Source organism: Bacillus sp. FSL R12-0074 (genome assembly GCF_038005725.1).
Lineage (GTDB): Bacteria > Bacillota > Bacilli > Bacillales > Bacillaceae_G > Bacillus_A > Bacillus_A mycoides.
Map to the genome: position 1 here is coordinate 690,617 of NZ_JBBOTR010000001.1, position 14,987 is coordinate 705,603.

The window sequence follows — 14,987 nt, forward strand, 5'->3', positions numbered from 1 at the left end:
CTTAGTTTTCAATATCAATCCATCGATATCCTACTCCGTAAACAGTTTTTAAATGGTGATCAATGGGGAAATTTACTTTTCGTAATTTATCACGTAAATTACGAATATGTGAATCGACTGTTCTATCTTCTGTATTTGTATTTAATCCCCAAATTCGTTCAATGAGCTGATCACGGCTTAATACGTAGTTCACATGGCGTAAAAATAATCCGAGTAAAGAGAATTCGATTGGGGTGAGAAGAAGTTCTTCATTATGGACAGAAATGAAATGCTTGGCCTCATCCCATAAAATGCCGTGATATTGGATTTGTGCATGTTGATTGGTTCGGCGTAAAACAGCTTCAATTCTTGCGAAGAGCTCCTCTTCGTGGAATGGTTTCGTCACGTAATCATCAGCTCCAAGTTTTAACCCTTGAACGACATCTACCGTCTGATCACGAGCAGTTACCATAATGATAGGAACGTTACTAAATGATCGAATTCTTTTGCAAGTTTCCCACCCGTCCATCTTTGGCATCATAATATCGAGTAAAACAAATTTGAAGTTTCGATTTTCTATATGTGAAATAGCTTCTTCTCCGGATGCTGCACATACGCAGTTATATCCGATTGGAGTAAGATAAAGCGTTAATAATTCAAGCATTCTCGGTTCATCATCTACGAGTAGTATATCGATCATAGAGTACCTCCGCATTTGTAGTTATTACTTAAATTGTAAGTCAAAATCATGAAGAAATGGTGCAGATTATCATGCATCTGCATAATTTCTTCAGAATTGCTTGTTATTGTAAAGTTGAAATTCTATTTTAGGTAATAATATTGGCTCGAAAACGAATAATACGGAGGCGATATAGTGAAAAAGATGATCCGAATTTTGGGGATAACAATAATTGCGGCGGTTGGTCTTGCGGCGTGTGGACAAACGAATACAGATCATAAAAATCATGAATCTAAAGAAGAGAAGAAAACAGAGCAAAAGGAAATGAAAATGAATCAGGAGGTAACTGCGCCGAAAGAAATGAACGAAGGTGCATCGAATGATTTATTAACGACAAGCTTAAAAAATGTAACGAGATTAAACACAAACGATCCTCTGCAAATGGCAGTATTAACTTCGCAAACGATATGGCCAGCAACGCATAAAGAGAATCAGCCAGGCGCTATTATTTTAGTACCAGTAAACGAGTGGCAATTAGGTATTGCGAGTGCGGATCTTATTCACCATCCGAATAACGGGCCGATTTTATTTATAGAAAAAGAAAAGGTACCCGAAGTGACGTTAAAAGAAATAAAACGATTAAATCCGCTCGGAACGAAAGATGGAACACAAATTATGGTGATGGGGGATGTAGGTGCATCTATCCTCGAGCAATTAAAAGAATATAAAGTAAAGCAAATAAAAGAAACGGACCCAGCTAAATTTGCTAAAGATATTGATAAAGAATATGCCGATATAACAGGAAATTATCCAAATAGCGTTATTATCGGTTCGTCTGAAGAAGAAGGACGTTTATATACAACACCAGCTGTAAATTGGATTTCTCATATGCCAGAACCTCTTCTATATACTGAAAAAAATAAAGTGCCAGAAGCGACAATAGAGGCATTAAAGACGAGAAAAGATAAAGCGAATATATATGTGTTAGGACCAGAAAAAATCGTTTCGAAAGAAGTAGAAAAAGAGTTAAGTAAATACGGGAAAGTAACGCGTATTAGTGGGGAGACTCCAACAGAAAATTCGGTTGCATTTGCGAAATTTAAAGATGAAAAAACGAAATTTGGCTGGGGATTCACAAAACCAGGTCACGGTTTGTCATTTGTTTCAAGCAAAACACCAGACTTAGCAATTGCGGGAGCACCGTTTTCACATATGGGTAAACATGCCCCTGTTGTTTTGCTTGAGGAAGGAAAAGCAAAACAACCAGTGTATGACTTCCTTGCTACTATTCAGCCGAAGTTTAAAGATGATCCAGCACTTGGACCGTATAATCATGGTTTCCTATTAGGAAGTACTAGTGATATTTCATTTGAAACACAAGGTATATTGGATGAGAGGTTAGAAATTGTTCAGGAAAGTGGTCAAGGTCACGGTGGACATTAATGAAATGAGAAAAGACGCTGCTAAGGTAGCGTCTTTTCTTTAGGAAACTTTTACATAGCACAACATCCTTTGCTCGTTATATAATAGCCTTCGTGCAGTCGGCCTAGATTTTCTTACGGAGAAAATCAAACTATAAAAAATGAATGGTTCTCAAATATGAGAGGGGACGTGCTATCGGGGGTTGTTGTTGCTTTAGCATTAATTCCTGAAGCGATAGCTTTTTCTGTTATTGCAGGTGTAGATCCGACGGTTGGATTGTACGCGGCCTTTTGTATTGCGGTTACAATTTCGTTTGTCGGCGGAAGACCAGGGATGATCTCGGCGGCAACGGGTGCGATGGCTTTATTAATGGTCACTCTTGTGAAGGATCACGGTTTACAATATTTATTTGCTGTGACAATAGTAACAGGTATTGTTCAAATTATTTTTGGAGTGTTCAAGCTGAGCGCATTTATGAAGTTTGTTCCTAAATCCGTTATGAGTGGTTTTTTAAATTCACTTGGAATTTTAGTTTTTACAGCACAATTGCCGCATTTTAAAAATGCAACTTGGCAAATGTATGCACTTGTCGCATTAGGACTTGCAATTATATATTTATTTCCACGTATTACGACGGCTGTTCCGTCTACACTTATTTCAATTATTATTGTGACAAGCATTGCACTTATGAGCGGATTACAGTTAAAAACAGTAGGGGATATGGGAAGCTTACCGAAAGAATTACCGTTCTTTAGTATTCCTGATGTTCCATTTACACTTGAGACATTAGCAATTATTTTACCGTATTCAGTTATGCTAGCGGTTATAGGTTTACTAGAGTCATTATTAACGGCGTCGGTTTTAGACGATATGACACATACGGAAAGTAATAAGCATAAAGAGGCACGTGGACAAGGGATTGCGAACGTTGTTGCTGGTTTCTTCGGAGGAATGGCAGGATGTGCAATGATTGGACAATCTGTTATTAACATTAAATCAGGTGGTCGCGGGAGATTATCGACGTTTGTAGCCGGTGGTTTTTTAATCGTATTGCTATTTGTTTTAGGTGATTACGTTGTTCATATTCCGATGGCAGCTTTAGTTGCAGTTATGATTATGGTTTCGATTGGGACGTTTGATTGGAACTCTGTAGCGACGATTCATAAAGTACCAAAAGGAAACGCATTTGTTATGATCGTAACAGTTGTGATTGTCCTAATTACACATAATTTAGGATTAGGTGTAATTATCGGAACGATAATTAGTGCAGTTTTATTTGCATTCAATATGGCAAAGATTCACGTGAAACATTTGTATATTGAAAATAAGAAAATATACGAAATTCACGGCCAACTATTCTTCGCATCTACGGCAGAGTATATAAATGCTTTTTCATACAATGAAGATGTGAAAGAAATTGAGATGAACTTTACTAACGCACACGTATGGGATGATTCAGCAGTAGCGGCAATTGATAAAGTTATAATGAAGTATGAACAGAACGGTGTGAAAGTAAGGATCACAGGGTTAAATGAACGTAGCTCGAAGCTCGTTGCGAATTTAGCTACTTATAATAAGAGAATTGCTAGTTAGAAGCCTCCTTTTTAGGGGGCTTTATTATATAATACGGATAGGATAACGAAAAGGGGATTCAGCATATGTACAAACAAATTTTATTAGCATGCGATGGTTCTGAACATGCACTTCGAGCAGCCGAGCATGCAACATATATTGCGAAATTTAACGAAGAAACACATGTTGAAGTTGTGTACGTAGTAGATAATAGAACGGCAAAGTCAGATATTATACAAGGACAAACGGATTTAGAAACAATATCAGCTAGTCGAAAAGATAAATTAAAAGAGATTGAGGGTTTATTAAAGAAAGAGAACATTCCCTACAAAATTACGATTCTACATGGCGATCCAGGAGATACGATTGTTCAATATGTAAATACAGGAGATATAGATCTTATTATTGCTGGGAGTAGAGGGCTAAATACACTGCAAGAGATGGTGCTTGGTAGTGTAAGTCATAAAATAGCAAAGCGTGTGAAATGCCCGGTGATGATTATAAAGTGAAACTTTAATCAGTGGGGGTTTTGTTCATCCCCACCTAACTTCTTTGCTTTCACTGAATTTTGAGGTGGGGGTCTTACTGCCCGGCGAATAGCGGGATAAAATAAGTTGAGTGAGATATTATGTAGTGTAAGCAGGACCTTGATATAATTCGAGGTCTTTTTTGATGTATTAAGAGGGAGAATGTGGACAGAATATATATAAGTTTAAAAAAATGTTAACTTACAAATTTGTAAGTTAGCTGTCAGCGAAATCGATGTTATGAAATTTTTCCCATTGATACAATAAGAATATCAAAGGGGATATGGGGAGGATGGAAGGTATGAAATCATTTCAAAATTTGTCTTATAGCCAAGGGGTAAGTTTAATTTGTTTAGGTGGATTTGCTGGATCTGTTATGTTAGCTGTTTTAATAAAGATGTTTCAGCAAATGTTTTAATCGTATGAATAGAAGGGAAATGATTAATATAAATAGCAAGAGAAGAACGATAAATAAAAAATAGCTCTTAGCATGTAAGTAAATGCTAAGAGCTATTTTTATGTTTATTTTTCTACACATTATATTTTGTTTAAACTTCTTTTGATTTAGCAGATCCTGTATTTAAAGTAAGAGCAAGGAAGAACATTGCAAGCACACAAGAAGCAAGGAGCAAAATGAATCCGCCGTCCCATCCGAATCCATCTACAATAAAGCCCATAGCTGCGCTAGCAAAAGTAGCTCCCCCTAGGTAACCGAAGAACCCAGTTAACCCAGCGGCAGTTCCAGCAGCTTTTTTGGGTGCTAAGTCAAGCGCGTGAAGACCAATTAGCATAACAGGTCCGTAAATTAAAAATCCAATGGAAACAAGTGCGATACTATCAATGATTGGATGCCCAGCAGGATTTAGCCAGTAAACAAGAACGGCAATGAATACACCGACCATAAATAGAATGCCAGCAGGTGCGCGGCGCCCTTTAAATAGTTTATCACTCATCCATCCGCAAAGAAGTGTACCTGGAATACCAGCCCATTCGTATAGAGCATAAGCTGTACGTGAGCTACTGTGAGTAAAGCTTTTTTCTTCTACTAAATAAGTAGGAGCCCAGTCTACAACGCCGTAACGAACGAAATAAACAAAGACATTAGCGATAGCGATGTACCATAAAAACTTATTGTTTAATACGTATGTAAATAAAATTTCCTTTACCGAAAGTTCGCGTTCACGGTCCGCTACTTTTTCATCTGATGGATATTCCCCAGTATGTTCTTCAATAGAAGGTAATCCGCAAGATTGAGGTGTATCTCTCATCGTAATTAATACATAAATCCCCACCAAAATTGAAAGAATACCTGGGAAGTAAAATATACTTTTCCAGTCATTTGCAAAGAAATATAAGCCTAATGTAACGAGAGAGGGCATAAGCGCGCCGCCGACATTATGAGCGACGTTCCAAATAGACATTTTTGTACCACGTTCACTAACGGAGAACCAGTGAACCATCGTACGACCACAAGGAGGCCATCCCATACCTTGTACCCATCCATTTAAAAACTGAAGTACAAACATAAGTATAATGCTCGTTGTAATGAAAGAAAATGAGCCGAAAATAATATTAATGATACCGGATAAAAATAGCCCAGCTGCTAAAAAGTAGCGAGGATTACAACGATCGGATACGATACCCATAAGAAATTTACTTAATCCGTAAGCGATAGATACTGCTGAAAGGATAACCCCAAGTTCCCCTTTACTAAAGCCTTGTTCGATTAAGTATGGCATTGCGAGTGAAAAGTTTTTTCGAACAAAGTAGTAACCCGCATAACCGATGAAGATGCCTAAGAATACTTGCAAACGCAATTTGCGGTATTCGCTATCAGTGCGATCAGCTGGTAAGCGTTCTGCGTGGGGCGCAGGTTTAAATAATTGTGTGAAAAACATAAAATGAAAATCCTCCCCTAATTAATTGGAAGCGTTTTAAGACAGAGAGAATACAAAAAGGCTATGAAATATAAAAAAGTTCCCTTTTTTATGATTCATAGCCATATACTCCGATTCTCCGTGACTGTCAATATTAACTTCGACGAAAATTATACAACTTTGTGACAAGAATGTAAACGTTTTTATAAAGAAAGTTGTTGACGTATTTTGTTTGTGGGATTAATATTTAAATACGTTAAATATTTTATTGCTTAAATAAGAGGTGGATAGCATGCCAAATGATATGACTCATATTGATAAGATTCAAGCTCTTACATTCGCTATAGGAAAGAAAATGCAAACAGAGCTATTAGAACAAATGCAAGCATCAGGACTTACACCACCGCAGTTTTATATTTTAAAGATTTTAGATCATTACGGAGCTTCAAGAGCGACACAATTGGCGGAGAAAATGTACGTGAAACCGAGTGCGATTACAGTAATGACTGATCGTTTAATTGATCATGGGTTAGTAGAGCGCTATCACGACGATAATGATCGCCGCGTTGTTGTCATTGAGCTAACGAAGAAGGGGAAAGCTACAGTAGAAGAAGCGATGGCGGCTCGTAATGAGCATATTGCAAAATACTTCTCACACTTAGAATTACAAGAGAGGGAAGATTTGTTGCGCCTCTTTGAAAAGCTAGAAACAATTATTTGCGGGAAACCAGAGAAAAAAGAGAAAAACTAAGAGGAATTGAGGAGATTACATGGAGCAACAAGAAAATCAGAATAGAAAGTTGTTGTTAATCGGTTTAGTAATCGCAATGCTATTTGCTGCATTGGACGGAACAATCGTTGGTACAGCAATGCCGCGTATCGTCGGTGAACTAGGTGGATTAAGTTTAATGACATGGTTAACAACAGCTTACATGTTAACATCAACAACGGTTGTACCGATTGCAGGTAAATTAGCGGATTTACTTGGGCGTCGTAACGTATATATAGCAGGATTAATTATCTTTATGGTTGGTTCAGCGTTATGTGGTATGGCAAACGGTATGACAGAATTAATTATTTTCCGTGGTATTCAAGGTCTTGGTGGCGGTATTATGATGCCAATGGCTATGATTATTATAGGAGATATGTTCACGGGAAAAGAACGTGCTAAATGGCAAGGTATTTTTGGAGCTCTATACGGTCTTGCCTCTGTGATTGGACCACAAGTTGGTGGTTGGATTGTAGACGCAGTGAACTGGAGATGGGTATTCTATATTAACTTACCAGTTGGTATTTTAGCGACAATCTTCATTGCAATGGGATTAAAAGCACATAAACAAACAGGACCAATTAAAATTGATATCGCTGGAATCTTCACGATGATTCTCGGTGTTGTAAGTTTATTACTTGCGTTAACGTTTGGCGGAAAAGATTATGCATGGGGTTCTTGGCAAATTATCGGGTTATTTGCACTAGCTGCCATTGGTATTGTTAGCTTTGTTATCGTTGAAACGAAGGCTGAAGAACCAATTTTACCGATGCACTTCTTTAAAAACCGCACATTTACACTACTGAATGCGATCGGTTTCTTTATGAGTATCGGAATGTTTGGAGCAATTATGTTCGTACCGTTCTTTATGCAAGGAATTGTAGGCGTAAGTGCTGCTGAATCAGGAACGATTATGACACCGATGATGATTACAATGATCGTTATGAGTATTATTGGTGGTCAGCTTGTATTAAAAATTGGTGTGAAACCACAAATTATTACAGGGATGCTTATTATGGCTAGTGGTTTTTGGTTATTAACAACGATGGATATGCACACAACTAAGCTTACCGCTACTTCTTATATGATGGTTATCGGTTTAGGAATGGGTCTTGTTATGCCGATATTAACATTAGCATTACAAGAAAGCTTCCCGAAAAAAGATCTTGGCGTTGTAACATCATCAAGTCAGTTCTTCCGTCAAATCGGTGGAACGTTTGGGATTACAATTTTAGGATCAATTATGAATAATACTTCAGGCACAACGTTAACAAATAAATTAGTACCTGTATTAGACACATTCCCAAAAGAAGCGGGACAAATGGTAACAAAATTTAAAGATATGATTCATACAGATCCACAAAGTTTATATTCTATGCTATTTAGTCCAGAGGCATTAAAACAAATGCCAGAAGCATTTTCTAATAGCATCGTACCAATTTTGAAAAGCTCTTTAGTGGACTCACTTCATACTGTATTCTTAACAGGATTGGTATTTATCGTAGTAGGTGCTATCTTTACGATTTTCTTACAGAAAATTAAACTGTCTGATCGTAAAAAAGATGCTGAAGAGCCTGCTGTAGAAGAAAAGGAAAAAACTGTATCATATTCGTAATAAAAAAGCATTGCCTTATGGCGATGCTTTTTTTGAGTATAACCTTAAAAGCTTTTTAGTTAGAAATGATTGACGTATTTTTATAAATGCGTTATATTATTTTCTGTAAACGGTTACATGAAATGAGGAGAAAAGAGAATGAGTACGATTAAAGACGTTGCAAAATTAGCAGGGGTATCTGTTGCGACCGTTTCCAGAGTGTTAAATAAAAATGGATATGTCCATGAGGATACATTAAAGAAAGTAGAGCGAGCAATTGAAATGCTAGATTATAAGCCTAGTACAGTAGCGCGTTCTTTATATAATAAAAAGTCTCGTTTAATTGGCTTAGTTGTTCCAAATATCGTGAATCCATTCTTTCCGGAAGTTGCACGTGCTGTAGAAGATGTAGCACATAAGCAAGGATACACAGTTGTACTTTGTAACTCTGATGAAAATTTAGAAAAAGAGAAGCAATACATTGATGTGCTTAGACAAAATAATGTGGACGGATTTATTGTAGCAACGAATCCACAAAATAGTGTTAATTACATGAATTTGTCTATTCCAGTTGTTGCGATTGACCGTATGTTTAATGAGCGCATTCCTACTGTATATGCAGATAACTATGCAGGGAGCCAGGCGGCGACAAAGTTATTAATAGACAAAGGGTGTAAACATATTGCACATATTCGTGGACCGCGTGATGTGAGCACAGCTAATGAACGTTTTGAAGGTTTTGTAGACGTTATTACGCAAAATAATCTTTCTTATATGATTGCAGAGAGTACATTCGATCCAGCTAATAGTGAACGGGTAGCGGTGGAATTATTAGAAGAATATCCGCATATTGATGGAATTGTTGCTGGGAATGATTTAATTGCAATTGGTATTGTAAAGGCTGCACTTCAAAAGGGAATTTCTATTCCAGACGATTTACAAATTATTGGATTCGATGGGATTTCTTTAACTGAAATGATGTATCCATCTATTACGACTGTTGCACAGCCAATTTATGAAATGGGGAAAATTGCAACAGAATTGTTGTTAGAGCAGATGGAAGGAAATCCATTAGAAGAGAAACACTATCGTTTACCGATTGAAATTATAGAACGAAATACAACGAAGTAAGGAGATGAGACAGATGCCAAATATTGCAGTAGTAGGTAGCATTTCAATGGACTTAGTGGCTGTTTCAAAAATACGGCCGAAAGCAGGAGAAACAGTAATTGGTGAAGCGTTTCATACGATACCAGGAGGAAAAGGGGCAAACCAAGCAGTTGCTGCAGCTAGATTAGGAGCAAATGTAGCGATGGTTGGTGCAGTAGGAAATGATGATTACGGAACAGTAGTTAGAAAAAACTTGGAGAACGAACGCATTTTTATCGACTATGTGGTACCGGTTACAGATAGGACGACAGGAATCGCTCATATCGTTTTAGCAGAAGAGGATAACAGTATTGTTGTCGTACAAGGAGCAAATGCTCTTGTAAATGAGTCGGTTGTAGATCGTTCAAAAGACCTTCTTGTAAAAGCAGATATGGTTGTTCTTCAACTAGAGATTCCGCTTGAAACAGTAAAATACGTTCTGGCTATTTGTGAGGAACATAAAATTCCAGTTATGTTGAATCCGGCTCCAGCACAATTTTTATCAGAAGATATTTTAGAAAAAGCGACTTATATTACGCCGAATGAACATGAATGTCGCATCGTATTAAATGATTTCACATCACCAATTGAAGAGTTACTGGCTAAATATCCAAATAAGCTATTGATGACAGAAGGGTCTAATGGTGTTCGTTTCCATAATGGAACGGAAGTTGTTCAAGTTCCAAGTATTGCTGTAGATGTAGTAGATACGACTGGAGCAGGTGATACATTTAACGGTGCGTTAGCAGTTGCGCTTTCTGAAGGAGCAACACTTCAAAAGGCAATTCGTTTTGCAAATATTGCTGGTGGTCTTTCTGTAACGAAACTTGGGGCACAGGGCGGTATGCCAACGAGAGATAGAGTACGTGAAGTGCAGGTGATTGTCGGATGAAAAAGCACGGTGTATTAAATAGCGAAATCGCGGCAGTCCTTGCTTCACTTGGACATACAGATACGATTGTAATTGCTGATTGTGGGTTACCTATTCCTGATGGAGTAAAACGAATTGATTTAGCAGTTGAAATCGGAAAGCCTAGCTTTTTAGACGTATTACAAGTAGTTGCTGATGATATGGCAATTGAAAAAGTGATGTTAGCAGAAGAAGTTATTATAAATAATGCAGAGGTAAATAAAGAAGTTGAGATGCGATTAATAGAGCCAGCATTTGAATATGTGTCTCATAAGGAATTTAAAGAGCATACAAAGAGAGCGAAGGCGATTATTCGTACAGGAGAAGCAACGCCTTATGCGAATGTTATTTTACATGCAGGCGTGATTTTTTAATAAAGGGATGTGATGAGAATGCATATTGAAATGAAGAACATTTCAAAAGCGTTCAGTGGTAATCCTGTTCTAAAAAACGCACAGTTTATGATTGAAACAGGAGAAGTCCATGCATTGATGGGGGAAAATGGAGCGGGGAAATCGACGCTCATGAAGATTTTAACAGGTGTATATAAAAAAGACAGTGGAACAGTCATGATTGATGGGAAAGAACGAACTTTTAAAAATGCGAAAGAAGCTGAAGAGTATGGTATTGCATTTATCCATCAAGAGTTGAACATATTACCGAATTTAACGGTAGCTGAAAATATGTTTCTTGGAAAAGAGTTAATGTATGGGAAAACGGGCATTTTACGTACGCGTCAAATGAATGCGATTGCCCATCAACAATTAGCAGATCTTGGTCTACATGTGAGAGGTGCTATGCAAGCAGGTGAATTATCAGTTGGACAACAGCAAATTATTGAAATTGCTAAAGCATTAATGACAAAGGCGAGCGTTATTATTATGGATGAACCTACAGCAGCATTAACAGATCGCGAAATTGAAACGCTGTTTATTGTTATTAATAAATTACGTAAAGAGGGCGTTTCATTCGTTTATATTTCACACCGGATGGAAGAAATTTTTTCAATATGTGATGCTATTACGATTTTGCGTGATGGAGAATATGTAGGGAAGAGATTAATTCCAGAAACATCATTTGATGAAGTAGTTAGCATGATGGTGGGCCGCAGTATTGGTGAACGTTATCCAGAACGAAATAGTCAAATTGGCGAAGTGATTTTTGAAATGCGAAACGGAACGAAAAAAGGAAAATTTGAAAATGTTTCGTTTCAAGTTAGAAAAGGTGAAATCCTTGGTGTTGCGGGCTTGATGGGAGCTGGTCGCACGGATATTATGAAAGCAATATTTGGATATGAACCGCTCGATTCAGGAAAAATTTTTATGAATGGACAAGAAATAAAAATTGATAGTCCAATTGATGCGATTAGACAACGAATTGCCTTTATTACAGAGGATAGAAAATCTGAAGGGCTTGTGTTAGATTTTTCGATTCGGGAAAATTTAGCTTTACCAAATTTAGAAAGTCTTTCAAAGGGAAGCGTTGTTAATAAAGGTTTAGAACGGCAATTTACAGAGGATATGATGAAGCTTCTTAATGTGAAAGCAGCAAACGGAGAGCAAGCTGTAAAATCTCTTTCTGGTGGAAATCAGCAAAAGATTGTAATTGCAAAATGGCTAGGTATTCATCCGCAGTTACTCATTTTAGATGAGCCAACAAGAGGTGTAGATGTTGGGGCTAAAAAAGAAATTTACTCTATTATGAATAAGCTTACTGAGCAGGGTGATGCCGTTATTATGGTATCGTCTGAGCTTCCAGAAGTTTTAGGAATGAGTGATCGTGTTCTCGTTATTCATGAAGGGAAAATCGGTGGTATTTTAGAGAAAGATCAGGCATCGCAAGAGTCTATTATGGCACTAGCTACAGGGGGAGAGTAAGATATGGCTAAGAAGGGGAATGTATTACAACAACTTGGTTCTTTAATTGGGTTAGTATTAATTATCGTAGTAATTACAGCTTTAAATCCAGCATTTATTGAAATTCCAAATTTATTTAATATACTGCGCCAAGTATCGATTAATGCACTCATTGCATTTGGAATGACCTTCGTTATTTTAACAGGGGGTATTGACTTATCGGTAGGTTCTATTTTAGCATTATCAAGTGCACTTGTTGCCGGAATGATGGCAAGTGGCATGGATCCGTTCCTTGCAATGGTAGTTGGATTATTAGCAGGTCTTGCAATGGGGATTGTAAACGGTATCATTATTGCGAAGGGAAAAGTAGCTCCGTTTATTGCAACTTTAGCAACAATGACTATTTTTCGCGGGTTGACGCTTGTTTATATGGACGGACGTCCGATCACTGGTCTTGGTGATCATTTAATGTTCCAAATGTTTGGCCGTGGTTATTTCCTTGGTATTCCTGTGCCAGCCGTTACAATGATGATCGCTTTTGCAGTACTGTACTTTATTTTAAAGAAAACAACGTTTGGTCGCCGTACGTTTGCGATTGGTGGAAATGAAGAAGCGGCAGCTTTATCAGGTATTAATGTTACGAGAATTAAAGTAATGATTTACGGTCTTTCCGGAATTTTGGCAGCGCTTGCAGGTATTGTCTTAACATCAAGGTTAGATTCTGCACAGCCGACTGCTGGTACTTCTTACGAATTAGATGCAATTGCTGCAGTTGTGTTAGGAGGAACGAGTCTTTCAGGTGGAAGAGGATGGATTGTTGGTACATTCATCGGTGTGCTTATTATTGGTGTACTAAATAACGGTTTAAATTTATTAGGTGTATCTTCTTTCTTCCAACAAGTTGTAAAAGGACTTGTAATCTTACTAGCTGTACTAATTGATCGTCGAAAAGAAGCGTAATGGAGGGGCAATTCATGAAAAAATGGTTACTGATACTCGTTGCATGCATCATGGTAGTTACTGCTGGTTGTTCAATGGAACCACCAGAATGGGCAAAGGATTCTAGCGATAAAGGTCGAAATAAAACTATTAAAGTTGGATTTTCTGTTTCAACTTTAAATAATCCATTTTTCGTCACGTTGAAAAAAGGTGCAGAAAAGAAAGCAAAAGATAGCGGCATTGAATTAATTGCTGTTGATGCACAAAATGATGCAGCGAAGCAAACAAACGATGTTGAAGATTTAATTCAAAAAGGTGTCGATGTAATTGTTATTAATCCAACGGACTCAGATGCTGTTGCTTCAGCGGTAAGTGCAGCCAATGCAGCCAATGTTCCTGTTATTACAGTAGACCGAGTTGCGAATTCAGGTAAAGTTGTTTCTCACATAGCTTCCAACAATGTAGAAGGTGGTCAAATGGCTAGTGATTACATTCGGGAGTTAGTTGGTGAAGGAACAAATGTCGCTGAGTTAGAAGGAATCCCTGGATCGTCTGCTGCTCGTGAGCGTGGGAAAGGATTCCATAACGTAGCTGATAAGTCTTTAAAAGTAGTAGCAAAACAAGCAGCTGATTTCGATCGTGCAAAAGGATTATCCGTTATGGAAAATATTTTGCAAGCAAATAGCGATATAAAAGCAGTGTTTGCTCATAACGATGAAATGGCATTAGGCGCAATTGAGGCATTGAAATCTGCTGGTAAAACAGATGTGGTTGTTGTTGGATTTGATGCAACAGATGATGCTGTAAAAGCGGTTAAAGATGGGCGTATGGCAGCAACAGTCGCTCAAAAACCGGAATTAATCGGAGAGAAGGCGATGGAAACAGCGAAAGAGATAACACAAGGTAAAAAAGTGGACAAATTTATTCCGATTGAATTAGAGCTTATTAAGAAAAAATAAATAAATATAAAATGAAAATTAGGAAGGAAGAATAACAAATGAAATTTTTTATTGATACAGCAAACATTAACGAAATTAAAGAGGCAAATGCATTAGGCGTAGTAGCTGGAGTAACGACAAACCCATCACTTGTAGCAAAAGAAGGCGTAGATTTCCATGAGCGTATTCGTGAAATTTGCAGCTTTATTGAAGGACCTGTAAGCGCAGAAGTAATTAGCTTAGAAGCTGATAAAATGATTGAAGAAGGAAAAGAGTTAGCAAAAATCGCTCCAAATGTTGTTGTAAAAGTTCCAATGACAACAGAAGGCTTAAAAGCAGTAAAAGCATTCTCAGATTTAGGAATTCGTACAAACGTTACATTAGTATTCTCAGCAGTGCAAGCATTACTTGCAGCTCGCGCTGGTGCGACATACGTTTCACCGTTCTTAGGTCGCCTAGATGATATCGGTCATAACGGTATGGACTTAATTCGTCAAATCGCAGAAATCTTTGCAATTCACGGCATTGAAACAGAAATCATTGCAGCATCTGTACGTCATAGTGTTCATGTAACAGAAGCAGCATTAAACGGTTCACATATTGCAACAATCCCAGCAAACGTAATTGCTTCATTAGTGAAGCACCCATTAACAGATCAAGGAATTGAGAAATTCTTAGCTGATTGGGAAAAAACACAAGAGAAATAATACGAAATGGAGAACCCAAGTTTAATTAACTTGGGTTCTTTTTTTGTTTGAAAGAATTTTCATGCAATT

Annotated in this window: 15 protein-coding genes; 13 read left to right on the forward strand and 2 right to left on the reverse strand. The window is 37.6% G+C overall.

Going from position 1 to position 14,987, the window contains the following annotated elements:
• Position 1: 1 nt before the first annotated feature.
• A complete protein-coding gene (locus tag NSS97_RS03475) occupies positions 2–679 on the reverse strand; it encodes a response regulator transcription factor (protein ID WP_044444490.1) in 678 nt (225 codons plus the stop codon).
• A 174-nt stretch (positions 680–853) separates the two neighbouring features.
• Between NSS97_RS03475 and NSS97_RS03480 the strand changes: the two genes are divergently transcribed.
• From NSS97_RS03480 to NSS97_RS03495, 4 genes are all read left to right on the forward strand, one after another.
• Positions 854–2,101, forward strand: coding sequence for a cell wall-binding repeat-containing protein (locus NSS97_RS03480; protein WP_341111593.1), 1,248 nt, complete (start codon positions 854–856; stop codon positions 2,099–2,101).
• Between the two features lie 156 nt (positions 2,102–2,257).
• Entirely contained in the window at positions 2,258–3,673 is a 1,416-nt protein-coding gene (locus NSS97_RS03485; RefSeq protein ID WP_341111595.1) for a SulP family inorganic anion transporter, read from the forward strand.
• A 65-nt stretch (positions 3,674–3,738) separates the two neighbouring features.
• Positions 3,739–4,161, forward strand: coding sequence for a universal stress protein (locus tag NSS97_RS03490; protein ID WP_044444492.1), 423 nt, complete (start codon positions 3,739–3,741; stop codon positions 4,159–4,161).
• A 319-nt stretch (positions 4,162–4,480) separates the two neighbouring features.
• Positions 4,481–4,597: a DUF4027 family protein gene (locus tag NSS97_RS03495; protein ID WP_002125236.1), complete on the forward strand. Its 117-nt coding sequence runs from the start codon at positions 4,481–4,483 to the stop codon at positions 4,595–4,597.
• A 130-nt stretch (positions 4,598–4,727) separates the two neighbouring features.
• Here NSS97_RS03495 and glpT read toward each other — a convergent pair whose 3' ends face one another.
• Positions 4,728–6,077, reverse strand: a complete 1,350-nt coding sequence (gene glpT / locus NSS97_RS03500) for a glycerol-3-phosphate transporter (RefSeq protein WP_044444493.1) — start codon at positions 6,075–6,077, stop codon at positions 4,728–4,730.
• Between the two features lie 271 nt (positions 6,078–6,348).
• Between glpT and NSS97_RS03505 the strand changes: the two genes are divergently transcribed.
• From NSS97_RS03505 to fsa, 9 genes are all read left to right on the forward strand, one after another.
• A complete protein-coding gene (locus NSS97_RS03505) occupies positions 6,349–6,807 on the forward strand; it encodes a MarR family winged helix-turn-helix transcriptional regulator (protein WP_002125240.1) in 459 nt (152 codons plus the stop codon).
• 19 nt (positions 6,808–6,826) lie between these two features.
• Positions 6,827–8,440 carry an MDR family MFS transporter gene (locus tag NSS97_RS03510; protein WP_044444494.1) on the forward strand — a complete coding sequence of 538 codons (1,614 nt, stop codon included), beginning with the start codon at positions 6,827–6,829 and terminating at the stop codon, positions 8,438–8,440.
• Between the two features lie 138 nt (positions 8,441–8,578).
• On the forward strand, positions 8,579–9,550 hold the full coding sequence (rbsR, locus tag NSS97_RS03515; protein ID WP_060751629.1) for a ribose operon transcriptional repressor RbsR: 972 nt from the start codon (positions 8,579–8,581) through the stop codon (positions 9,548–9,550).
• A 13-nt stretch (positions 9,551–9,563) separates the two neighbouring features.
• Positions 9,564–10,460, forward strand: a complete 897-nt coding sequence (rbsK, locus tag NSS97_RS03520; RefSeq protein ID WP_044444496.1) for a ribokinase — start codon at positions 9,564–9,566, stop codon at positions 10,458–10,460.
• The gene (rbsD, locus tag NSS97_RS03525; protein WP_002125248.1) at positions 10,457–10,852 is read left to right on the forward strand and encodes a D-ribose pyranase; all 396 of its coding nucleotides are present in this window, start codon (positions 10,457–10,459) and stop codon (positions 10,850–10,852) included. Before rbsK ends, rbsD begins: the two co-directional genes overlap by 4 nt.
• Positions 10,853–10,870: 18 nt before the next feature.
• Complete coding sequence (locus NSS97_RS03530; protein ID WP_107887576.1) at positions 10,871–12,355, forward strand: ATP-binding cassette domain-containing protein; 1,485 nt, start codon at positions 10,871–10,873, stop codon at positions 12,353–12,355.
• Between the two features lie 3 nt (positions 12,356–12,358).
• Positions 12,359–13,294, forward strand: a complete 936-nt coding sequence (locus NSS97_RS03535) for an ABC transporter permease subunit (protein ID WP_002029798.1) — start codon at positions 12,359–12,361, stop codon at positions 13,292–13,294.
• 14 nt (positions 13,295–13,308) lie between these two features.
• Entirely contained in the window at positions 13,309–14,232 is a 924-nt protein-coding gene (rbsB, locus tag NSS97_RS03540) for a ribose ABC transporter substrate-binding protein RbsB (protein WP_107887575.1), read from the forward strand.
• Positions 14,233–14,270: 38 nt separating this feature from the next.
• Positions 14,271–14,918, forward strand: coding sequence for a fructose-6-phosphate aldolase (gene fsa, locus NSS97_RS03545; RefSeq protein ID WP_000667669.1), 648 nt, complete (start codon positions 14,271–14,273; stop codon positions 14,916–14,918).
• Positions 14,919–14,987 lie beyond the last annotated feature (69 nt).